Below are 23754 nucleotides of genomic sequence, written 5' to 3' on the forward strand. Positions count from 1 at the left end.
AAAATCTGGAGAGTACGTTATGAAACACACATTTTATCAGCGAGCAGCAGGATTCCTCATCGGCTGCCTGTTTTTGATGCCCGCAGCCTATAGCGCCCTGAGCCTCGATCGCACCCGCGTTATTTTTAACGATGAGGAGCAATCAGCGACGGTCATGTTGATGAACCAAAACGCGGAGAACCCGTTTCTGGCGCAGTCCTGGCTGACAGACGATCGGCACAATAAAGTGACGACGCCGCTGATGGTGCTGCCGCCGCTACAGCGCATCGAAGCAAAAGGATATAGCCTGATCCGTCTGGTCAAAACAGAACAAATCAGCCAATTGCCAACCGACCGCGAATCGCTGTTTTACCTTAACGTCCGGGAAATTCCGCCCAAGACGGACAAGCCCAACGTATTACAGATAGCCATTCAGTCTGAAATTAAGGTGTTCTTCCGCCCCCGTGGCGTAAAGCCAGCCAAAGACGAAATATGGCAGGAAAAACTGATCGTCCGCAAAACGGGAAACACCTTTCAGGTAGAAAACCCCACGCCGTACTACATCACGGTCAGCGGCATCCTGAAACAGCCCAAAGCGACGCGTGCCAACCCCACCAGCCTGCTGAAGGGAAACGCCTTTATGGTCGCGCCACGCTCAACGCTGTCGGTTGAGGTGAATGACGGTGCAGTCAATCGCTTCTATCTGTACTACGTCAATGACTACGGCGGCCATCTGGAGTTGCCTTTTACCTGCGTACAAAACCAGTGCCAGCCCGTCATTCGTAAATAAGCCACAGGGAACCACTATGTCTTGGTTAGCTGCTCGTCAACATCGCCATGTCGCCCTCTGCGCGTCGCTTTTTTTCGGCTTAACGACGTTTAACGCCAGCGCGCTGGAATGCCGGCTGGGCACCGTGACCGGCCCAGTAAACGATTATGAGGATATTGGTACGCTAAAAATCCCTGCGACCTTGCCGATTGGCAGCCGTCTGTGGACATCAAAACCCTATACCCGCAGCCTGGCCTGCTGGGCATATAAATCCGTGCGCCCGCAGGGCGAGATGTCCTACTTCTATCCCAACCCTGAAGGCAAGGTCATCAGCCAAGGCGTTGGAATTGGCATCATCTATAACGGTCAGGATCTCGGCGTGATTACCAACGGCGGCACCACCGCCTCTCGCGTGTCCACAGGGCAGTGGATCTCGCCGGGTCCCAGCGGCTCAAGGCCGCCCACCAATCCCACCATGCTAAATGTCACGGTGCAGCTCTACCTCGAAAAAACGGGAAATATCACCGATACCACGGCGGGAGTCGATTCGCTGCGCGTCTTCCAGATCGACGGTGAACTGGGCATAAACAACAAACCCGACAGCAACTATGGCCTAAGCCTGTCTGGACTACACGGCATCGACATTATGCAGTGCGCGGCAAATATCAACGTATCGCCCGATAGCTATGTCGACTTTGGTACGGTGAGAGCGTGGTCAGGTACGGAAGCGAATGCGCTGGCGCAAACGGAATTCCACATCAACGTATCGACCGACGGTGGAGAAGACTGCGGAAAGGGTTTCGATCTGGACATCAACTTTGATGCCTCGTCGCGGGGAAATTCACTCGTCGGAATAGACGGCATGAATATGGGGAATGGTGCCACATTAAAAATCGAAGATATGCGCAGCGGTAATAACGTGACGTTTAACCAGTTCATCGGTCTGGTTGATGGCTTAACGGCATCAAGCGGCATGATTGAACGGCGTTATACAGCCAAGCTCTATGCCTCCGGCCCCGCCGTGGTAGGCGATACCGAGAAAAATATTATTCTGCGGTTTAATTATCATTAATCTGTCTTCCTACGCGAGATCGCAACGATGATAAAAAATGACAACACGGTAATGAAAGCCAGGCCACGCGGTGCATTACTCGCTTTCACACTCGCCATCTTGGCTCTGCCGTCGGGAACGTCCATCGCACAACAGATGTCATCATTGGACGACCATGAAGTGACGTTTCACGTTTTAGTCGTCAATGCCGCCTGCAATGTGAGTACGGAGAGCAAGGCGATTGTGGTAGACATGAGTGAAGTCTCTGAGCGCACTTTAAAAGCCAATCGCTACGGCGACTGGCATGACTTCACGATTAACCTCACGGACTGCAATCTGGATACCTACCAAAACGTCACTATCCGTTTTTCAGGCAAAGAAGAACCACAATTACCCAAGCGGCTGGCGCTGGATACGCCTTCCGGTGCCAAAGGCATCGCGGTTGGCATTTATCATGCGAACAAACTGGTCGGCATCAACAGCAGCACGGACAACATTGTTCTGCAAAGCGGAGACAACGCTATTCCCTTTTCAGCCCGCATCGAAAAGATACGCGACGATCTGATTCAGTCCGGCGATTTTATGGCAACGGCGAATTTTACCTTGAGCTATTTATAGCGGGTTGAGGGAAAAGTCGAGGCCGCCTCTGTTTTTACCAAACACCGGCGGCACACGCATTATTCACTCACGGCTAAAGTTATTTGTTAGCCGCTCCCCTATTCGCTAGCGGCTAAAAACCAGCGGAACTCTTTTTGAGAACAGAAAGTAGGGAATCCAGACGGCAATACCAAAGAACGAAGAGGCTATTGCGCGAATATCGCCAGTATCGAGCTGGACATTAAACAAGTAAGCCGGTAGCAATGTCATATACCCCACCAGCAGCGCACTAATGAAGTAGTAGGCCACCATGACATTCCGCGTTTGTTTTTTACGTCGGAAGAAGGTCATTGCGGTGAAAATTTCCAGCACAAACATGGCAAACAGGAAAAACACCAAGGCCAACGCGTAATAGCCGAGAAATCCAGTGTTCTTAAAGTGAATAATCATCGAATTGATAATATCGTACAGCGAGAACGGCGTAGTAATGACTGAGAGAATAATCCCCAACGCCGGGAGATAGAGAATACCGTTAATCTTCTGTTGTTCTTTTTCTTCACACGCTGAACACAGGCCGGACTCTTTACGCGCATCGTTATCGCAATTTAGGCACTTCATTTCTTAAATCCCTGTAAGTCGGTTCCAAAAGAAAAGACGGTTTCCCGTCTTGATATCACACTTAATTGTCGCTTATCCCCGAAGTGATGTTAACCCCTATTCCGCCATCAGCTCACGCAGCATGCGCTCAGGGTTATTCAGGAAAGCACGCGTGATCTGGTAGTGCTCCGTATCCTCATACGCGACTTGCTGTATTCCGTCCTCACCGAACTGAAAGATAGTGGCATCGGGATACGCCATCAGAATCGGAGAGTGGGTCGCGATAACAAACTGCGATCCTTCACGGATGAGATCGTGCATGCGGGCGATCGCACTTAATTGCCTGCTGGGCGACAGCGCCGCTTCCGGTTCGTCGAGCAGATAAATCCCCTCTTTACCAAAACGATTGAGCAGCAGCGCCATAAAGGATTCGCCGTGGGATTGCTCATGTAGCGAATGACCACCATAGGAGTCAATCACCGGCGGATCAAAACCAGGTTCGCTATCCAGCCGTTCAATCTCCGTCGCGACATTGAAGAAACTCTCCGCGCGTAAAAAGAAACCGTTCTTAGGCTTCTTGATGCCTTTCGCCACCCGCAGGAAATTCGACAGTCTGGAGTGCGAGGTACGGGTGCCGAAGTTGAAATTGCGGGTGCCGCCTTCCGGGTTGAATCCCATCGAAACCGCAATGGCTTCCAACAGCGTGGATTTTCCCGCACCATTTTCGCCGATAAAAAAAGTGACTTTCGGGTGCAGTTCCAGTTTATCCAGCGAGCGAATCGACGGAATAGAAAACGGATAGACCTCGAATGAATCCACCTTTTCGTGAACCAGTGCGACTCTGCTGATGTATTGCGTTGAGATCATTCTCAGTCTTCCTGACGGGTAATGATGGTGAGTGAATAGCGTGTTTTTTCCATTACCTTAGCAAACGAATAAAAAGCGTCAATGCCTGATACGCTTCCCCCGTCAGGCTGTGACCGCCGTCGCAGACGTGATATTTCCTCACTTTTTCCTAATCGCGCTGGCCGCCTTCATTTTCGCCGCCACTGTGGAGTAGCCCAACACATGCTGGGCATCTGCACATGGTTATTCCTTTCACTCATTTTCTATAACACTTTCGTAACCTACCTACGCGAGGTGTAAAAATGACAACGACAACAACCGAATCATCTAACCGCACCAGAGAGGCGCATCTCGCCTCAGCCATTGCCAAATTCTTCAAGCGTATTATCCCGATGCTGGCCATTATGTTGATTATTAATCAGATAGATAGGTCAAACATCGGATTTATAAAAGCAGAACTCCAGACCGATGCTGGCATCAGCGCGGCAGCATTTGGCCTTGGCGCAGGGCTTTTCTTTATCGGCTATGCGCTGTTTGAAGTCCCCAGTAACCTGATGATGAAGAAATTCGGGGCGCGAGTGTGGCTGACACGCATCATGATCACCTGGGGCGCGGTCGTGGTCGTGACGGGTTTCGTCACCACCCCACTCCAGTTTTATGTCCTGCGATTTTTACTCGGCGTGGCCGAAGCAGGTTTCTTCCCCGGCGTACTGTATTACTTTCGGCTTTGGGTACCTAACGCCTGGCGCGGCCGCGCAACAGCGCTGATCCTCAGTGCCAGCGCGGGGGCGTTTCTCTTTTCCGGCCCGATAACGGGAGGCATCCTGATGATGCATGATTTTCTCGGCATCGCAGGCTGGAAATGGGTGATGTTTTTAGAAGGCGGAGGCTCGATTCTGGTCGGGATCCTTGCGGCTTTTGTGCTGGTATCCAGCCCGGATAAAGCCAGTTGGCTCAGTGCAGAAGAGAAGCAGGCGCTCGGGCAACAGCTACAGCAGGAAGAAATAGAACGCGATGCACAGCAGGAAAATACCGGAAAACTGCGCTTACTGACGGACCGCAGAACGCTGTTCTACTGTGCCATCTTCTTTACCATGACGATGACGGGTTACACGCTGGTGTTCTGGCTCCCACAGATTATCCAACGCATTCAGGGATTCAGCAGTTTCGGTATCGGGCTGCTTACCGCCATCCCCTGGCTGTGCGCCATTATCGCCATCAACCTGGTTGGTAAATTCAGCGATAAACATCGCCAGCACTTACCTAAAGCGCTGGGCGTCGCCATGCTGATTGCCGCCTGCGGCACGTTTATGGCGACGATCGGATCGCCGTGGTTCGGCTTCTTCGCCATGATCGTTGCCTGCATTGGATCAAAGGTCAGCGCCACCTTCTTCTGGCCTATGCCGCAGGGCAACCTGCCTGCCTCCATCGTCGCACCGGGGATCGCCCTGATCAACTCCATCGGCAACCTCGGGGGCTTCGTCGCGCCTACCGTCTTTGGCTATCTGGAATTAAAAACCGGCAGCACAACGGGCGGGCTCTATTCCCTGACTGCGGTTTCCGTCGTGACCGGTCTGTTCTTATTGCTGCGTAACACACATACCACGCCGCCTAGTTCATTCAAACCTATGGAGCATCGAAATGTCTGACAGCCCTATCATTAAAAAAATGGAGGTCATTCCGGTCGCCGGATATGACAGCATGCTTTTGAATATTGGCGGTGCGCACAACTGCTACTTCACCCGAATTCTGGTGACGCTGACAGACAGCGCGGGCAATACCGGCGTAGGAGAATGCCCCTGCCATTCCAGCACGATCGCGGTGCTCAACGATTTTATTCCGCAGGTGGAGGGAACCTCATTACTCAAGCTGAACACGACGTTGAGCACGCTGTTTAAAAGCGATAAGCGCAACCTGAGTAGCGGGCAGAGCGATAACACCGCAATTCACATTCCACAGATGAACCCGGAGAAATTTTATAACGCGGTAGCCGCGACGGAAGCCGCTCTACTGGATCTGACCGGGCAATTCTTAAACCTTCAGGTCGCAGAACTACTGGCCAGCGGTAAGCAGCGCGAGTCGATTCCGATTCTCGGATACCTCTTTTACATCGCCGACCGCACGAAAACCGACATGAATTACCTACCCGGCGAAACCGGAAAACATGACTGGTTTTATCTGCGCCATCAGGCAGCCATGGACAGCGACGGCGTGATCCGTCTGGCGGAAGCCGCCAGCGATCTCTACGGCTTTAACGATTTCAAACTCAAGGGCGGCGTGCATCAGGGCGAAAAAGAGGTTGAGACGGTAAAAGCGCTGCTGCGTCACTTCCCCGGCTCGCGGGTTACCGTGGATCCCAACGCCAGCTGGTCTCTGGATGAATCGATACGCTTGGGGCGGGAGCTACAGGGGCAAATACCGTATCTGGAAGACCCGTGCGGCGCAGAGAACGGCTATTCTGGCCGGGAAACCCTCGCCGAATTCCGACGCGCCACCAACATTCCCGTGGCAACCAATATGATCGCTAACGACTGGCGTCAGCTTAACCACGCGCTCCAGTTGAACGCTATCGATATTCCGCTGGCCGACCCGCATTTCTGGACCATGCGCCATGCCAATACCGTGGCGCAGCTGTGTCAAGAATGGGGGTTGATTACGGGCTGCCATTCCAACAACCATTTCGATATCTCGCTCGCCATGGTCGCGCATCTGGGTGCAGCCGCACCGGGCGAACGCATCACGCCGTTTGATACCCACTGGATATGGCAGGATGGACAACAGCTCACGCATGAAGCCCCACGAATTGAAAAAGGCCATTTGCACTTGCCGGAAGGGCCGGGATTAGGGATTACGCTGAACAGGCAACGGGTGGAGAAGGCGCACCGGCTTTATCAGTCACTACCGGATAAAAACCGTAACGACGCGCTCGGTATGCAGTTTTTAATCCCCAACTGGTCGTTTAACGCCAAACGGCCATCGCTGGTTCGTTGAAAAAATCCCCCGCCGATGCTGTCGGTGGGGGATGCTCTTTTACTTAAGATTTAGACAGCATTATCGATCATCAGAAAGCGCCGATCGTCAAAAAGCATAGTTAACGGTCATTGAGACGCTGCGCGGCGTGCCATACACGGCATAAGGTGCAAGGTAGTCGCTATACTCTTTATCAAACAGGTTGTTGACATTCGCCTGTACCGCCAGCTGTTTGGTCACCTGATAGCGGCCAAACAGATTAACCAGCGCGTAACTGCCCTGCTCGGCGCGCAGGGTGGTGTTTTGCGGGCCAGAGCCTTCCTGCCAGATGCCATTTTGCCAGTTCACTCCGCCACCAACGGTTAACGCCGGCAGCGTTGGCAACTGGTAGCGGGTAAACAGTTTGAACGACGTGCGTGGCTGTTCTGGGTTAACCGACTGACCATCTTGATCGTCAACGACATAGCGCGAACCGCCAAACGTCATTTGCAGGTTATCCGTCACTGCGCCGTTCACTTCAAACTCGATCCCTTTGCTAACGACACCATCAACTGAACGATAGGCAAATTCTCCACCACCGCCAGGAATCGCGATCCCCGTTGATTGCCCCACGTTGTCCTGCTCAATGCGGAAAACGGATACCGATGCCGTCAGGCGGCTGTTATACCAGTCCCCTTTAACACCCGTTTCGTAGTTTTTACCCGTCGTCGGAGACAGATATTTTTTATTAATATCTTTCTGCGTTTGCGGCTGGAAGATATCGGTATAGCTGGCATACGCCGACCAGGTGTCGTCGATGTCATACACCAGACCCACATAAGGCGTGACGCGATTATTGCTGGTATTTCCTGTCGTTCCAACGATGCTCCAGTCGGTATAACGTGCGCCAGCAATCAGGTGCAATGGATCCGCTAACGAGAATCGTGCTGAGGTATAGAGGGATTTTTGTCGTGTGATTGAGTGCTCATAATCATTATTCCAGAGCCCCGGCACAAAAGTGCTACCCACCCAAGACCCCCATGTAGGATTGGCAATATTGCCATTCCAGTTGTAGAAATTACCCATATCCGCAGGGCTTATCGTCGATTGGGCATTAGAGAATTGATTACGCTGCCGAGTATAGCTACCGCCGACCACCAGCTCATGCTGACGCCCTAACAGCTCGAACGGACCAGAGGCGTAAGTGTCAATCGCATCGACTTTACGGGTGCCTTTATTCCAGCCACCGTAAGCACCAACGGCGGGTGCAATGCTAGTCGTTGGATTATAAGGATCGACAAGTATTCCGGTATCTTTATCTGGGAAACCATTGGCATACATCAGCTTGGAATCGAAGTTGGTTTCACCATGCGTCCCGTTCATACGTACCTGCCAGCCGTTATCAAAACGTTGGGTCAAATCGGCAAAGACTTTTCTCGAGGTTTTATCGGAGTAGCTCCAGTTCGGTGCGGAGTTAAAGCTACGACTGAAATGTGTACGACTGCCATCAGTGAACCACGTCGGCAACCCGCCCCACGTTGGTCTATCGGTATTGGCTTCCTGATAATCATAACCAAGCGACAACGTGGTGGAATCTGTGACATCAGCATCGATCACGCCGTAGAGGAATTTTTTGCGGTTGTGGTAACGATCGAGCCAGGTGTCGTTATCCTGATAGCCCGCAATGACGCGTCCACGCACATTACCGGATTCCGTCAGCGGCGCAGACAGATCGGCCACCATCCGTTGTTTATCCCACGAGCCGTAGCTGCCGGATACCGAGCCTTTGAACTCGCGGCTGTCCGCATGTTTGCGCACCATGTTCACGGCGGCAGAAGGGTTGCCCGTTCCGGTCATTAGCCCCGTCGCCCCGCGTACCACTTCGATACGATCGTAGATCGCCGTGTCTGAGCCTGAATCACCAAAATCCCAGATTTCGTTAACGACCGTCGGAATACCGTCGAACAGGTAGTTAGTGATACGAAAACCACGAGCGAAATACGTCGCACGTTCGGAGTCAATAATTTTAGAGGACACACCGGTCGTGTTCGCCATGACCTCGCCAATCGTTTGCAAGCCCTGATCTTCAATACGCTGCTGGCTGATAACGCTCACAGACTGCGGGATATCACGCGGCGTCAGCGTCATCTTCGTTCCGGCGTTAGTGACTTTCACACTGTAATCCTGCGGGTCGCTAGCCTCGGCGTTAGCATTGGCGTTCGCGCTGACAACGAGCGTATCGCCTGAAGCAGGATTTTCTTCGGCAGCGGCCTGAGCAGGCAGGAAAGAGGCTGAAATCAACAGGGCAAGAAGAGAGACTCCGAATGGTTTTACTCCGGCCAGCGAAGAATCACAAACGCGCGTTTTTCCGGCGCGAGTAACTCTAAAAGACATGGTATATCCTCGGTTAACTGATGGTGATTTTGGCGAGATGCTGAGGCGTTTCTTGTCAACATTTGCACAGAAAGGTAAATGATAACTATACGCATTATTATTGTCATTTCAACGAAATGATTAATTTACTTAAAATACAAATAGATAGAAAAGAATAAATCACCATACCGTTAACACGGCATTGTTACAAAAAGAACATACGAGGAATTTATAACAGTCCGCTCAACCCAAGGACGGCCAGCGGCAGCGCGACGCCTGCTACCAGTGTTTGAACCGCAATGATGCCCGCCATCAACGGTGCATCACCACCCAACTGACGAGCCATGATGTAAGACGACGATGCCGTCGGCAGCGCCTGAAACAGCAGTGCGGCAATCGCGGCAGAGCCAGACAGACCAAAGAGGTGGCAGGCAGCAATCGTCACCAGCGGCATCGCAACAAATTTCGCGCATGATGCCATCGCGACAGGCCGCAGCCAGCTACGCGCGGCAGAGAAATCCAGCGCAGCGCCCACGCACAGCAGCCCCAGCGGCAGCGACGCCTGTCCCAATGATTTCATTACCGGCTCAATCCCCGGCGGCAAACCTAATCCGGTCATCTGCAAAGTAATGCCAATAGCGCAGGCCACCACCAACGGATTCAGCGCCAGCAGTCGCACGATATTCTTGAATGACGGCGTCCCGGCATTGCCGTAGCGGGCAAAGACCAAGACACAGAGAATATTGACCGTCGGCACAATCGCCGCGTTCGCGACGGCCGCGAGCGCGACGCCGTGTGCGCCAAACAGCCCAGCGGCGGCAGACACGCCAACGTAGTTATTAAAACGGACGCCGCCCTGAAATACCGAGGTGAATGCCGCATCATCAACGGGCAATAAGCGACGAACTGCGATCACCCCGACAGAGACAGCCAGCGTTGAGAACACCAGCGTCAGGATCATTGCCGCAACCGGCACACCATCCAGACGCGCTGTCGCCAACCCATGCAGAAATAGTGCGGGAAGTAGAATGTAATAACCTAGCCTTTCAGCCTGTGGCCAAAATGCCGCAGCCAGAAAAGATCGCTGGCGTAGCCACGATCCCAGCACGATCAGTAGCGCGATAGGTAACAGCGCCAGAAGGAGTGAGATGATCATAAGCTGACACGCCACGGCGCAGAAGGTGAAAGCGGGAAGGATTGCGGGTTGGACGCCATGACTCAATACCTGAATTGAAGAAACAGGCACTACCATAGCGAGACTTCTGATGAGAAAAAAACGAGATTAACTCGACGTTAGCTCAATTATTTCTCATGGATGGCATCGTCACCAGACTGTGTTCGGATCGCTTCCGCCAGCGCCGCAGCGAGGCGCGCTGCCGGACGGTCTTCGCGCTCCAGCAGCACAACGCGCCGCTGCTGCTGAGGTTCGCCAAAGGGGATGCACACCAGATTATCCAAACGACTCATCTCCCGTTCGGACAGCGGAATCACCGCCACGCCAAGCCCGCTGGTGACCATCTGCATAATCGCGTCCTGACTGTCCAGTTCCATATCAGTTTGTACCCGCAGCCGCTGGCGACGTAGCTCGCGATCGATGGTTCGCCCAGCCCAGGCACGACGATCGAAACGGATGAAAGGATGATCTTGCAGAAGCTGTCTGGCATCCAGAGACGCCAGCGTCGGTGGCGCAATAATCCAAAATCCTTCCTGATATAGCGGCGTACTCACCAAACCGGTTGGGTACGGTTTTACCGGCTCGGTAGTCACGGCGGCATCCAGTTCACCAGCATCAATGCGAATTGCCAGCTCTGCCGACATCCCCGAATTCACCAGAACACGCAGGCGTGGATGAGCACGACGCAATGCGGCCAGCGCGGCGGGCAAAACGCCAGCCAGCGCAGTCTGGATCGCGCCAATTCGCAGGCGTCCGGCCAACTCCCCACCCTCGCCTAACTCGGCAGCAATAGCGTCATACTGCGCAAGAATGTCCCGCGCCTGCTCCACCGCACGATGTCCGGCTTCCGTGAGTACCGGAATGCGGCGTGAGCGATCGAAAAGCGACACCTTGAAGTCTTCTTCCAGACTGCGGACATGCAGGCTGACGGCAGATTGCGTCAGACACACGGCTTCAGCCGCGCGGGCAAACGATCCATACTGAGCAATTGCGACTAACGTGCGTAAGGCTTTTAACGACATGCAACCCGCTCCCCGGCCTCTATATGTGAATAGAAAACGTGAATAGAAAAATATGAATGGCAACATGGCGCGCTATCGAGCAGTCCGTCAGAGCAACGTCATGAGAGACTGGAGCCATGCCATGATAGGCCGTAACAATGTCGCCTTTTTGCATAGGTTGCAACATACGTAGGCAAAGGGGATGAACGGGAGAAGGATGCCAGCGAAAGCGTAATGCATTTCGCTGGCATAAACCGGGCGAGATTCTGCACCTTGATGTGGAGACAGAGGAATTAACGATATAAAAATGCTTAAGAGTCAGTGAGTAACGTGTAAATAATGTATTTTTTATTTTTTGATGTAAGACCAAATACCATCCTTTACAGGATTCGGTATTATTTCCCTGGTGCGGCGAATATTTGCTTAATTTTGTGACGCTATCGACATATAATTAGCGTAAAACGTCGTGGCGTAAAATTATAGCACAAGAATAGAAAACCATAAAAGGCAAAAAACACCCTTGCCTGACAAAAACAATCATGATAGGCAATCGATCGAAATTTAATAAATTAGCAAGATAATAATGATCAAGACACTATTAACCAAAGACAAATATTAATATTTATTTAATACATCCTCAAGGAGGGTGGAATGTCACCATCAGCGGAACACATGACTGACTACATTCATAATTTGATTACAATGATCGAGTCCTTAAGCGAGCCATGGGGTATTAAGGATTTATCATCACGGCATATTTACATGAACAAGGCAGCCTATTTTTATACAAGCACACCGGAAAAATTTGATATCGAGGGGCGCTTTGATGATGAATTCCCTGCCAGCTGGGCAGAACTCTCCGATGATTTAAAAGAACACGACAGGCTGACAGAAAATAGTGAGAAACGGGTGACGGTGATCGAAACACATTACTGGTATGGCAAAAAAACACTCACACCTTGTGTTAGCGAAAAGATTCCTATTTTTGATAGAAACAAGGTCTGTATTGGAACCATGTGGAGTGCCAGACAGTTAGATTCGCGTTCTCCCTTGGTCTATATCAATCAGCAAAAACCCACCGTATTACAAACGGAAATCGCTACCGATGTTTTTACACAGGCAGAACTCGACATTATATTTCTGCTATTGCAGCGTTTTTCAAATAAGGAAATTGCCCGAAAAATGAATGTCTCGCCGAAAACAATAGAAAACAGAGTCTATAACATGTACCAAAAAACCGACACGCACTCTCTACCTCAGTTTGAAGCATTTTGTCGAAACCTTGGTGTAGACGGTTATATTCCCCGTTCACTCATCACGAAAGGCATTCAGTTTATATAAGCACATATATCCCTATGAAAAAAATAGATGACTACCCGGTCAGTCGCGTTCCGCTGAGTGTCCGGCTGCCTTTTTTCAATGTGGCATTAGTGCACATCGGCATGCTAACCGCGCTAGACCAATTTATGTTAGGCGCGGTACTCGGCCATTCCATGACGATAGGCCAGGCGTTTCTCGCCATCTTTATTGGCAGTGCCATTTTTGGCGTAGTGACCGTGGGGCTGGGCTATGCGGGAATGAAAGAAGGGATGTCGGGCAGCCTGCTCGCACGCTGGTGCGGCTTTGGCCGTATTGGCTCCGTCCTGATTGGGCTGGTGATCGCCATCAGCCTCATCGGCTGGTTTGGCGTCCAGAATGCCGTATTCGCCAAAGCGCTTAACTTTGCGATGGCGGATAAGCTCGGCTTTGGCTGGTCTGCTGCGCTGTCCGGCATGGCGCTAACGCTGCTGGTTGCCTTCGGTTTCAGAGCATTACGCTTCACCGCCAAAATTGCCGTACCGATGTTTGTTATCGTCGTCGGCTATATTTCCATCATGACGCTCTCCGGCCACAATATTGCTGAACTGATCGCTTCTGCACCTAATGGTGAAGCCATTTCTATTAGCGCTGGCGCAACAATGGTTGTGGGCGGCTGTATCGTCGCCAGCTTAATTACTCCCGATATGACGCGCTATTCCCAAAAAGGGAAACACGTTTTCTGGATGACGATGCTGTCGATTATCGTCGGGGAGTTTATCGTAAACGGCCTCGCCATCATTATTGCCCGCGCGCTCAATACCGCAGACGTTGTGACGATTATGTCTCAGGCAGTTGGCGGCATCGGGCTGATTGCCGTGATATTTTCGACACTGCGTGTGAACGATATCAACCTTTATTCCTCCTCTTTGGGAATTGCCAATGCGATAGAGGGCGTCACGGGGAAGAAACTACGCTATGTCTCGATCACGCTGGTAATTGGACTCATCGGCACACTGCTTTCCGTTGCCGGTATTCTGGATCGCTTTATCGATTTCCTGACGCTATTAGGCGTACTGTTCCCACCGGTTATCGGGGTAATGCTGGTTGATTATTATATTTTGCGCACCCACAAAGTATTGCTCGAAACCAGTCGTGCCGAAGGCCTATTACCCGACAGTGCGCAAACGCCGCTGATTGGCTGGCCCGCTATTATTTCCAGCATTGCCGGTGCTATCGTCGGATTAGCCTTTGAGTGGGGCGTGCCAGCATTTAATTCGCTATTGGCCGCCAGCCTGCTTTATTGGTTAATAAAGTATTACACCAATAAACATGTTTATTTTAGGAAACTCGAGCATAACCAAAACTTAAAATGAAATAGGTAACAAGATAAAATTAATCTATAATCCAGTCGGCCTCTTCTTACAGAGGCCGATATGTTTTTTACTTAAGCAAAATAGGCCATGATGGCCTTGGGATGGGGTCTTATATATCAACGAGGAATTCTCTCTCGTGAAATAATAAGGCTGATTAGCAACAGTCATGCTAGGAAAAGGATTTATGCCAAAAATAAAAACACTTCTCACGCCGCTAAACTGTCTACTCGTTTTAAGTGGCGCATTGATGGTCAATACGGCAAACGCCGCTGAGGCTTGTGTCGCGGGCAACTGGCAGGTGGATAATTCCATCACCGATATGCCTTCCGTGAAATACCAGACTGAGCACTTTGCCTTCCGCTGGAATAATAACGACGTTAACCGTAATGATGCGGTTGCCGCTGGGCAAAAGCTGGAACAAATTTGGGATAAGTTTATTAAACAAATTGAGTTCCCCGAGCCTTATTGCAAACAGAGCGTGAAATATAAAGCCAATATTCACATCGACCCGACCTTTGGGCTTAGCGGAGGTATTGCGGGCGGTGGCAGCATGGGGATGTGGATCGGTCCAGCGTCACTCAAGGATAACTGGGGGCTGGCGCACGAATTTACCCATGCGCTGCAAGGGCAAACCGGCGGCTTCCAGAGTTCAGGCGATAACTACGTTGGCTGGATTTGGGAATCCCACGCGAACTGGATGACCCACCAGATGGATGAATTCCGCGGTACGTCGGCACACTGTTCGGAAATGCAGGTCAACTATTCGCATATTTATCTGGGTTCAACGCGTAACCGTTACTGCAACTGGCAGTTCATGGAATACCTGAAGAATCGCTTTGGCTATGGTGCCATCAACGATATGTGGGCAAAAGCGCCGAAATGGGGCGAAAGTGGCCAGTCTACTGCCGATCCGCTGTCCATTCTGCGCACCAACATGGGCTGGAGCCAGTCTGAATTCAACGACGTCTTCGGCGACTGGGCAATGCACAACGTCAACTGGGATTACGTCGATCCAGACGGTTTCGATCGTGGTCGTTTCTATCGTTCAACCTACGGCGGCTATGGTGCGGTGCAACCCAACCAGAATAACGCCGACCGTCTGCTGAGAACCACGGCGCTTGAGCCAGTTGTTGGCGCCAGCGCCAGCCTCCGTCGCTTCTCCGTACCGTTCGATCAGGCACCGCAGCAGTTAGGCTACAACATCGTCCGGCTGATCCCGGAAAGTGGCGCGACGAAAATCACCGTCAAATTCCGTGGCATGGTGCAGAGTAAATCAGCCATTACCCGCTTCCCTGGGCTGAAAAACGATCCGGCAACCATGCCGCAGCCTAATTCCGACTGGCGTTGGGGGATTGTCGCTGTCGGTTCGGACGGCGTTTCTCGCTACAGTGAATTGCAGCGCGGCGCGTCTGCCACGGTGAAAAACTTCACGATCCGCCAGGACGATCGCGGCATTTACATGGTGGTCATGGGCACACCGTCGCAAATGCAGAAGATCAAGTGGGATCAGGCTTATTATTCCCTGTACCGCTATCCGTGGATGGCTGATTTCACCGGCGTCTGGCCGGAAGGCAGCCAGCCTGGTGCACCGAACCCAACCGCTAACGGTTCTCGTCACGCCAACGGCGGCGGCTGGGTATCCAACGCAGCCAATGTTGCCCCTACCGCGTACGTCGGGCCTTATGCTCGCGTCATCGGCGGGACAGTGAGGGATAACGCCAGAATTGAAGATCGTGCAACGATTCTGAGCGGAACGGTGGAAGGACGCGCCGTTGTCGGCGGCCTGACGGTGCTACAGGGCAATACCGTGGTACGCGATAACGCGCGGCTGCATACGGTCTTCATGGGGCCGGGTGCGTTTGAGCGTGGCATTGTGCTGTCAGGCAATGCGCAGATGCGTGGAGATGCGGAAATTCGCGGTGCTTCCGCGTCGCAGGGCGTGTTCTATGGCTTTATTGATGAAAATGAAGTCAGAAGCAGCGCTGCGGGTGCTTACCTGACCGAAGCCGTGCCAGAAGTGACGGCCGTTCCGGTCTACAGCACGAAGTAATATCACCACAGAAAAGGGACCGGCTCAGAACCACGTTACGTTGATTCTCAAAATAAGTCGGCCCCATAAAAAAACAGGCCGCCATATTGGCGGCCTGTTTCATGCGATGCATAGCACAGATTCTTAGAACAGTGCGCCTGGCGGCACGTCTTTATAGGTATTCAGGTAAGCCGCCAGCATTTTTTTAAAGAAATTACGCACTTTTTTCACCTTGGTTTGACTTAATTCGTTATTTTAATGACGCGATGGAATGACTTTTTAGCGATGACTTGTCTTAATGGCAGTGCCCCGCTTTATGGTGATGAATTGTACACCCTTGTTGAGCAAAAGCACATTTTTTGTGACGTAAGTCACACAAAAAATTCACCTGCCCCCCTCCCCCAATCCACCCGATACCCACGCTGATTTTCTTTTGTTGCGAATCATTACCATCAGTGACCAATACGCCGCTGGCTATGCTATGCTCATGATGAAAGACGAAATTTTAGTCACTGTCCGTTATCAATTGAGCGCCATTCACTGTCGGTTAGCACACTTTTTCGCGCACAGTCACCACGGTTTCGCCATTGGTTATTCGCTGATGAAGGCCCGTTCCGACCCCCATGGAAACCTGGAAACTTAACCTCTTCTCTGCCTGGCTGGGATGTTTTTTCACCGGGCTGGCCATGAGCCAGATATTACCCTTCTTGCCGCTGTACATTGAGCAGCTTGGCGTTCACTCGCACGAGTCGCTAAGCCTGTGGTCCGGTTTGATCTTCAGTTCGTCTTTCCTCGTCTCAGCCGCCGTTGCGCCACTGTGGGGAAGCCTCGCCGACCGTAAAGGGCGAAAGCTCATGCTGCTGCGCGCCGCACTCGGCATGGCGATCGTGATGTCGTTGCAAGGGTTGGCAACCAACGTATGGCACCTGTTCATCCTGCGCACGCTCATGGGGCTAACCTCTGGGTACATTCCCAATGCGATGGCGCTGATTGCCTCACAGGTTCCGCGTGAAAAAAGCGGCTGGGCGCTGGGCATGCTATCGACCGGACAGATCGCAGGCGTCATTCTCGGCCCCTTATTCGGCGGCTTTATGGCCGACTATATCGGACTACGCATCGTCTTTTTCATCACCGGTGGCATGCTGTTTACCAGCTTCCTGATTACGCTTTTTGCGATTAAAGAGAGCGTGGTTAAGGTCACCAAAGAGAATCGGCTCAGCGGAAAAGCCGTCTTCGCGTCGCTGCCGTATCCGGCGCTCATCATCTGCCTGTTCATTACGACAATGATGATCCAGATGGCGAACGGCTCCATCAGCCCTATCCTGACCCTGTTCATCCGCGATCTGGCTCCCGGCACCGATAATATTGCCTTTATCAGCGGCGTGATTGCCGTGATTCCCGGCGTGTCCGCCCTGCTATCCGCCCCGCGACTTGGCCGTTTAGGCGACCGGATCGGCGCACATCGCGTCCTGGTAGCCGCACTGGCGATCAGCGTACTGCTATTCCTGGTCATGGCGATGGTACAAAGCCCTACACAGCTCGGCATCCTGCGCTTTCTGCTGGGCTTTGCCGACGGCGCACTAATGCCAACCGTGCAGGCGCTGTTGGTCAAATACAGCAGCCAGCAGGTGACAGGCCGCATCTTCGGCTATAACCAGTCATTCATGTATTTAGGCAACGTACTGGGGCCGCTGGTGGGTTCCGGTGTGTCCGCCCTGATGGGCTTCCGCTGGGTTTTCGTCATCACCGCCGTTCTGGTGCTGTGCAATACGCTACAACTCTTTTTCGCTTTCAGGAAACCGCGCGGAAAGAGATAACGATCCGGCCAGCGACTGTGCTGGCCATTCATTTCTCTCGCTTAGCCCCTGCCCTATGTACCTCTCCCTTTCCCAGGGAATTCCTCCCTTGTTATAAATGATGTAAAAACATCAAAAAAACTTATTTTTTGACAAAGAATTACCACTTAAACGTATCCACATGAAAAATTAATCACATAAATGTAAAAAAAATTAAACAAACCCTACCTATATTGGCTGCTTTGTTTCGGCGCCACGCGAATTGCCCTGTTCAGACATTCAGACATTCGCGCCTGTAGGGAAGTGAGTAATGAGAAACTGGAACGAACCCAAGAAGCAAAAAGCCCACATCGATTTGGTTCCCATGATCGATGTGATGATGTTCCTGCTGGTCTTTTTTGTGCTGATCAGCATGAACGTTATTCCTGCGCTAGGCCTGAAAACGCAGCTCCCCGCCGCAGGCAGCGCACAGCAACTTAAGCCGCAGAAAAAAGCGATCATCACGCTTGGCGCACAGGATCATCTTGAGCTGGACGGACAGCCGATGGCCCTGAACGATCTCGTTACGACGCTGCAACAGCAGCAGCAAGATCAGCAAACCACCATCATTATCAACAGCGATAAAAGCGTCGAGGTTGAGCGTCTGGTCGCCGTGATGGATACCCTGCGTCAGGGTGGGTTCTTGTCCATTTCTATCGCTACCCGGAAATTGTGACATGTATCAGCTCTATCGCTCACGCCACGCCATCAGTTGGTTGCCGCTGCCGGTCTTTGCCACCTGCCTGTTCTTCGCCAGCCAACAGCCACCGCTGAAAGTTCAGCAGCATTACGACGAAACGGCCATGGCGCTCACGCTGGCTGAACCGGAACCGATTCCCCAGCCAGAACCGATCCCTGAGCCAGAACCGGTGCCACAACCTGAACCCGAGCCTGAGCCGACGCCGGTTAATGACCCCGATCCGATCATAGAAGCCCCGCCGGTTACGCCTCCGAAACCGGAAGTGAAGCCGAAGCCTAAACCAGAGGTTAAACCCAAGGCGGAAACTAAACCTAAGCCAACACCCACGCCAGCCAAGCCGACGACACCACGCCCGGAAGCTCCGGCCAAGCGCCCGGCACCGGCTGCCCCTTCCGCGCCGTCGGTAAATGTCGCCGCGCTGGAAAATAGCTATGCGCAGGCGCTGCGTGCGCAGCTTGAACAAACCAAGCGCTATCCAACCGGACGTCAGGCGTCACTCGAACGTCCCGAAGGTCGCGTTGAAGTCTGGCTGGAGGTCGATCGCACAGGACGCGTCATCGATTCCGGCATCAGCAGCAAAGCACGCAGCATGCTGCTGAATCGGGCGGCACAAGCCAGCCTACAGAGCATCAAACAGGTTCGAGCCTTTCCCGCCGACGCCTTTGCAGGACAAAACACAAAACGCTTTTTAGCCACGTTCGATTATCAGGCGCAGTAGTGTTCCGCACCTGAGCAAGAGAGTGAATCATCAAAAATAACGTCAACAACATGTTGATTAATAAACCACTGATAATAATGGAATTGTGAAATGAAACCGTTCAAACTTTCTGGGGTATGTTTGTCCGTCGTCGGCGTATTACTGGCAGGATCCTCGCTGGCGGAAGAAGCAACAAATGTCGGCACGATCAACGTACAGGGACAACCGCTCGGCGCAGGCTTAATGGTTCAAGAAGACAGCGCTAAATCGCGCTCGACCGTGACAAAAGACGCGCTGGATAAGATGCCCGCAGCAGGCAACGCCATTGATAAACTGAAATACACCGCAGGCCTGAACGTCAGCAGCAACGACGCCAGCGGCTTAAGTGGCGTCAGCTATACCATGCGCGGCATGAGTGCGGATCAGGTCGGCCTGTCATCCGACGGCATTCCCGTCAATGACTCCGGCGACTACGCCGTGTACCCGAACGGCATGGGCGATCCGGAAAACCTGGAACAGATCTTCGTTACCCAAGGTTCATCAGAAATGGATGGCCCGCACATCGGTGCTAGCGGCGGCAATATCGGGCTGGTTTCCCACCGTCCGGCGAAAGAATTTGGCGGCTTCGTTAAGCAAACGTTCGGCAGCAACAACCTCAGCAAGACCTTCGCACGTCTGGAAACCGGTCAACACAACGGCTTCAGCAGTTGGCTCTCCTACTCGTATACCGACTCCGACAAATGGCGCGGAGCAGGCTATTCCCGTGCCGATAAAGTCGAATGGAACGGCCTGTATGAACATGAAAATGGCCACAGCAGCAGCCTGATTGTGAAATACAATCAGCAAGATACCATCAACTACTCAACGTTGAGCAAACGGCAGTTCGAGCAAAACGGGCGTAAGATGGATTACGCCACGACGCCGGTTTACAACAGCCGTGGACAGATTTCCCAATACTACAAACTCAACCGCAATAACTTTGAAACGCTGAATGTCACGTTCACGCAGAAATTGCAGCTGCGCGATAATCTGGCGCTGACGTTACAGCCCTACTATTTCTCGACGAACGGCGGCAGCTTCGGCAGCGGAAATGCCAGCGTGTTATCTGCGACGTCAGACCGCGCGGGTAACTACGATCTCAGCAATCTGACCTCCAACACCTACTACCGTCCGTCATGGACGGAAACCTGGCGACCGGGTATCACCACCAAGCTGAAATGGGATCTTAGCGACGAGCATAGCCTGGATATCGGCTATTGGTTCGAGCGTGCCCGCCAGCGTCAAACGCAGCCGTTTATTCCGATTAAGAGCGACGGCACGCCGGCTAACATCTCCGGCAAACCCGGCGACGCGGATCAGATCACCGACGCGAACGGGAAAGTGGTTCAAGGCCGTAACCAGTTTACCGTCACACCTGCCCACAAAATCTGGGTTCAGGACACCTGGTTCTTCTCTCCGGAATGGACATTCACCGGCGGTCTGGCCTATCAGCACGTAGAGCGTGACGGGACTAACCTCGGCAGCTTGTATAACGTCGCAGAGAAAAAGAACAAAAAGTACCACGAATTCCTGCCCAGCTTTAATGCAGCCTACCGCATCAATACCGAAAATCAGGTGTTCTATAACATCACGCGCAATATGCGTACCCCGCCCAACTACGTCTTGTACAACGTTGGCGATTCCATCAATACCAAACCTGAGCTGAGCTGGAATCAGGAACTCGGCTGGCGCTTCCAGAATGAGGACATGCTGCTGAGCGCCTCGCTGTTCTTTATCCGCTTTACCGATCGTCAAATCTCCAGCCGTAACGCCGATGGCGACTACGAAATGATCAACGCCGGGAAAGTAGAAAACAAAGGTCTGGAGTTGGAATGGAGCGGCAAACTGCCTCATAACTTCAACTACTTTGCGGCTTACACCTATACAGACACCGAGCAGAAAAACAATCTCGCCACCAGCGGTAGCCAGCTTCCCACCACGGGCAAGCAGGTCGCCAACGCGCCGAAAAACATGCTCAACCTCGGACTGGGCTATGACGATGGCCTCTACTATGCCGGTGTAAATAGCCGCTATGTCGGATCGTTCTACGGCGACATGACCAATGACGAGAAGATCGGTGGACGTACCGTTTTCGATCTCAGCGCCGGTGTCTATCTGCCAGTGGATAAGAAGATCGTGAAAAGCGCCACCTTACGCTTTTGCGTCAACAACCTGTTCGACAAAGAGTATCTCGACTCTGCACGTTCAGTGAGCTTCAACTCAAGATCGTATAACGGCGTATCGGCAGGCACACCGTTTTACAACGTCGGGGAAGAACGCACCTTCAGCGCCTCACTGGAAGCCACGTTCTAATCCAATAACGTCATACGCCAGCGCAGTTTCCGGCGCTGGCGCTCATCACAAACAACGCCCAACAAGGCAATAGAAGGATCAGGTCATGAACGCCGATATGCTGCACGAGATTATTTTCTACGTCATGTACGCCTCACTGGTGATCGCCCTGATGATCATCATCGAACGCAGTCTCTACTTTTCCTATACGCGTCGGCAGGCCAAACGGCTGGAACGCGCCCTGACAGCGGATATTCGCCACGTTCACGATCTGCCGGGCGCGCTGACCCAGCGCCCTAGTCTGCCCATCGCCGTCGTCACGCCCGTGCTGGCGCAGTCACATCAGGCAGAAAACCGCGATGCGCTTAACGACCTGATCGACGCACAATATCTGCAAAGTAAGCCGCAGCTGTCGCGTGGACTATGGATTCTGGAAACGGTCGTCACCGCAGCACCGTTACTGGGGCTGCTGGGTACCATCATGGGGATTATCGAAACCTTCAAAGCGCTGTCTGCCGCTGGCATCTCCGACCCAAGCCAGGTTTCTGCCGGAATGGGAACCGCGTTGTACGCGACCGGACTGGGGATCGCCATCGCGCTGGTTTGCCTGCTGGGCAATAATTTCCTACAAAGCCGAATGGAACACATCAATGAAATGCTGAAAGTCCTGCTGATTCGCGCCGGAATGCCGCATACTCGCCAGCAGAAAGCGGGCCCAGCTGTAGCGCACAATTCCATGACAGACAGTGCCGTGACAGACAAAGCAATGGCGGAGAAGCGCTATGCTTAATCGTGGTGGCTTCACGAGTTCGGGGCGACGCTGGAAGCATTACATCAACACACTGCTGACAGGAGGCGTATTGTTTATTGTGAGTACGTCAGCCTATGCGGACGCCAGCGCGAGCGGCTATCGCATTCCCGGCTATGAATTAGTGTACGACGCCCCGGTGGAAACCACGCTGACCGTCCCCGATCTACGCCCCAGCGATGCGGTGTGGATATCGCTGTTTGATCATGCCCAACACACCATTGAGTTGGGTCAATTCTATGTCGCGAATCAGGCGGGAACGCGCTTTGATAACGTCTTACAGCATCTGCGTGCCGCCGGAGAACGCGGCGTACGAATCCGCCTGCTGCTTGAAGAAAAAGGGCTAAAAATTTCCACGCAGGACACGCTGGAGCAGCTCAAAACGATTCCGAATCTGGAACTGCGCGTGATTCCTTTTGAACGCCTGAGCGGCGGTATTGTGCATGCCAAATACCTGCTGGTTGATGGCAAACAGGCTTACATGGGTAGCCAGAATCTTGACTGGCGAGCGCTGGAGCACATTCACGAAACGGGATTATTGATCGACGATCCCCGTGTGGTGACTCAGATTAGCGCTATTTTTGAACAAGACTGGCAGGCACAGGCGCGACTGACCCAAGGCGAAACCGTTGCGCCGCTGCCCGCCACAACGCAACCCGCTGACCGCTCCGGCAACTATCTGGTTGCCAGCCCCAAAGCGTTTAATCCCGCTGGCGTGATAGATTCCGAAGAAGAACTTCCCCGCCTGTTGGCCGAAGCCCAGCAGTTGGTTCGCATTCAGGTGATGGATTACGTCCCGCTCTCCTACGGCCCGGATAAAACGCGCCCGTACTACGCGGTGATCGATAACGCGATTCGCACCGCCGCCGCACGCGGCGTCCAGATCGAGCTGATGGTGTCCGAATGGAGCACCAAAATGCCGAATATCGCCTATCTGAAAAGCCTGGCATTGCTACCCAACATCCAGATAAAAACGGTGTCTATACCGCAAGCCAGCGGCGGCTTCATTCCTTTTGCTCGCGTGATTCACAGTAAGATCATGACCATCGACGGCAAGAAAGCCTGGATCGGCACCAGCAACTGGAGCGGCGGCTATCTGGATAACTCGCGCAATCTGGAGATGGTGATTCAGAACCCAGCGATGGCACAGCGGGTAGACATGCTTTATACACAACTGTGGAACAGCGAGTACGCGCATCCTCTGCGCATTGATTATGATTACCCGCGGCCCGATCCGGGTGGCATGAAAGAGAAAGAGAAAGAGAAGGAAAACAGCCCTTCGTCCACGATAGTCGGTACGGTCAACGCACCGTAGCCACCACCAGAATGACATTTGATGGGGAATA

At 52.7% G+C, this 23754-nt stretch carries 20 protein-coding genes; 14 read left to right on the forward strand and 6 right to left on the reverse strand.

Annotated elements, in window-relative coordinates; all coding sequences use genetic code 11:
- The first annotated feature begins 19 nt into the window (after positions 1-19).
- From H4F65_RS09340 to H4F65_RS09350, 3 genes are read left to right on the forward strand one after another with little or no spacing between them, the layout of a single operon-like run.
- Positions 20-769 (forward strand): fimbrial biogenesis chaperone, encoded by a 750-nt coding sequence (locus tag H4F65_RS09340; RefSeq protein ID WP_010282763.1) that lies wholly within the window; start codon positions 20-22, stop codon positions 767-769.
- A 16-nt stretch (positions 770-785) separates the two neighbouring features.
- Complete coding sequence (locus H4F65_RS09345; RefSeq protein ID WP_010282761.1) at positions 786-1820, forward strand: hypothetical protein; 1035 nt, start codon at positions 786-788, stop codon at positions 1818-1820.
- Positions 1821-1871: 51 nt separating this feature from the next.
- Complete coding sequence (locus H4F65_RS09350; RefSeq protein WP_236146237.1) at positions 1872-2417, forward strand: fimbrial protein; 546 nt, start codon at positions 1872-1874, stop codon at positions 2415-2417.
- Between the two features lie 105 nt (positions 2418-2522).
- Here the strand turns inward: H4F65_RS09350 and H4F65_RS09355 are convergent, their stop codons facing one another.
- Both H4F65_RS09355 and H4F65_RS09360 read right to left on the reverse strand, forming a co-directional pair.
- A complete protein-coding gene (locus tag H4F65_RS09355; protein ID WP_010282752.1) occupies positions 2523-3014 on the reverse strand; it encodes a DUF2569 domain-containing protein in 492 nt (163 codons plus the stop codon).
- A 96-nt stretch (positions 3015-3110) separates the two neighbouring features.
- The gene (locus H4F65_RS09360) at positions 3111-3860 is read right to left on the reverse strand and encodes an AAA family ATPase (RefSeq protein ID WP_010282749.1); all 750 of its coding nucleotides are present in this window, start codon (positions 3858-3860) and stop codon (positions 3111-3113) included.
- A 281-nt stretch (positions 3861-4141) separates the two neighbouring features.
- On the opposite strand from H4F65_RS09360, the gene H4F65_RS09365 reads away from it, so the two are divergent.
- Both H4F65_RS09365 and H4F65_RS09370 read left to right on the forward strand, forming a co-directional pair.
- On the forward strand, positions 4142-5488 hold the full coding sequence (locus H4F65_RS09365; protein WP_010282746.1) for an MFS transporter: 1347 nt from the start codon (positions 4142-4144) through the stop codon (positions 5486-5488).
- Complete coding sequence (locus H4F65_RS09370) at positions 5481-6830, forward strand: enolase C-terminal domain-like protein (protein WP_010282743.1); 1350 nt, start codon at positions 5481-5483, stop codon at positions 6828-6830. The genes H4F65_RS09365 and H4F65_RS09370 overlap by 8 nt, the downstream gene beginning before the upstream one ends.
- A gap of 87 nt (positions 6831-6917) precedes the next feature.
- On the opposite strand, the gene fhuE is transcribed toward H4F65_RS09370, so the two are convergent.
- The 3 genes from fhuE to H4F65_RS09385 all read right to left on the reverse strand — a co-directional run bounded on the left by fhuE (position 6918) and on the right by H4F65_RS09385 (position 11357).
- Positions 6918-9182 carry a ferric-rhodotorulic acid/ferric-coprogen receptor FhuE gene (gene fhuE, locus H4F65_RS09375; RefSeq protein ID WP_010282741.1) on the reverse strand — a complete coding sequence of 755 codons (2265 nt, stop codon included), beginning with the start codon at positions 9180-9182 and terminating at the stop codon, positions 6918-6920.
- A gap of 208 nt (positions 9183-9390) precedes the next feature.
- Positions 9391-10317, reverse strand: coding sequence for an AEC family transporter (locus H4F65_RS09380; protein ID WP_010282739.1), 927 nt, complete (start codon positions 10315-10317; stop codon positions 9391-9393).
- A gap of 146 nt (positions 10318-10463) precedes the next feature.
- Entirely contained in the window at positions 10464-11357 is an 894-nt protein-coding gene (locus H4F65_RS09385; protein ID WP_010282737.1) for a LysR family transcriptional regulator, read from the reverse strand.
- 630 nt (positions 11358-11987) lie between these two features.
- Between H4F65_RS09385 and H4F65_RS09390 the strand changes: the two genes are divergently transcribed.
- The 3 genes from H4F65_RS09390 (at position 11988) to H4F65_RS09400 (ending at position 16058) form a co-directional block, all read left to right on the forward strand.
- Entirely contained in the window at positions 11988-12677 is a 690-nt protein-coding gene (locus H4F65_RS09390; RefSeq protein ID WP_010282735.1) for a helix-turn-helix transcriptional regulator, read from the forward strand.
- A gap of 14 nt (positions 12678-12691) precedes the next feature.
- The gene (locus tag H4F65_RS09395; RefSeq protein WP_010282732.1) at positions 12692-14008 is read left to right on the forward strand and encodes a purine-cytosine permease family protein; all 1317 of its coding nucleotides are present in this window, start codon (positions 12692-12694) and stop codon (positions 14006-14008) included.
- A 184-nt stretch (positions 14009-14192) separates the two neighbouring features.
- Positions 14193-16058 carry an Svx/AvrXca family virulence/avirulence protein gene (locus H4F65_RS09400; RefSeq protein WP_039319384.1) on the forward strand — a complete coding sequence of 622 codons (1866 nt, stop codon included), beginning with the start codon at positions 14193-14195 and terminating at the stop codon, positions 16056-16058.
- Positions 16059-16181: 123 nt separating this feature from the next.
- On the opposite strand, the gene azuC is transcribed toward H4F65_RS09400, so the two are convergent.
- Complete coding sequence (azuC, locus tag H4F65_RS22145; RefSeq protein WP_085996941.1) at positions 16182-16268, reverse strand: stress response protein AzuC; 87 nt, start codon at positions 16266-16268, stop codon at positions 16182-16184.
- 392 nt (positions 16269-16660) lie between these two features.
- On the opposite strand from azuC, the gene H4F65_RS09410 reads away from it, so the two are divergent.
- The 6 genes from H4F65_RS09410 to H4F65_RS09435 all read left to right on the forward strand — a co-directional run bounded on the left by H4F65_RS09410 (position 16661) and on the right by H4F65_RS09435 (position 23723).
- Positions 16661-17854 carry a multidrug efflux MFS transporter gene (locus tag H4F65_RS09410; protein WP_010282723.1) on the forward strand — a complete coding sequence of 398 codons (1194 nt, stop codon included), beginning with the start codon at positions 16661-16663 and terminating at the stop codon, positions 17852-17854.
- A 289-nt stretch (positions 17855-18143) separates the two neighbouring features.
- Entirely contained in the window at positions 18144-18548 is a 405-nt protein-coding gene (locus H4F65_RS09415; protein ID WP_010282721.1) for an ExbD/TolR family protein, read from the forward strand.
- Position 18549: 1 nt separating this feature from the next.
- The gene (locus H4F65_RS09420; protein ID WP_010282718.1) at positions 18550-19290 is read left to right on the forward strand and encodes an energy transducer TonB family protein; all 741 of its coding nucleotides are present in this window, start codon (positions 18550-18552) and stop codon (positions 19288-19290) included.
- Between the two features lie 90 nt (positions 19291-19380).
- Entirely contained in the window at positions 19381-21621 is a 2241-nt protein-coding gene (locus H4F65_RS09425) for a TonB-dependent receptor family protein (protein WP_010282716.1), read from the forward strand.
- Positions 21622-21706: 85 nt separating this feature from the next.
- The gene (locus tag H4F65_RS09430) at positions 21707-22390 is read left to right on the forward strand and encodes a MotA/TolQ/ExbB proton channel family protein (protein ID WP_010282714.1); all 684 of its coding nucleotides are present in this window, start codon (positions 21707-21709) and stop codon (positions 22388-22390) included.
- Complete coding sequence (locus tag H4F65_RS09435) at positions 22383-23723, forward strand: phospholipase D-like domain-containing protein (RefSeq protein ID WP_010282711.1); 1341 nt, start codon at positions 22383-22385, stop codon at positions 23721-23723. The genes H4F65_RS09430 and H4F65_RS09435 overlap by 8 nt, the downstream gene beginning before the upstream one ends.
- Positions 23724-23754 lie beyond the last annotated feature (31 nt).

The organism is Pectobacterium brasiliense, assembly GCF_016950255.1.
In the GTDB taxonomy this organism is placed as follows: Bacteria; Pseudomonadota; Gammaproteobacteria; order Enterobacterales; family Enterobacteriaceae; genus Pectobacterium; species Pectobacterium brasiliense.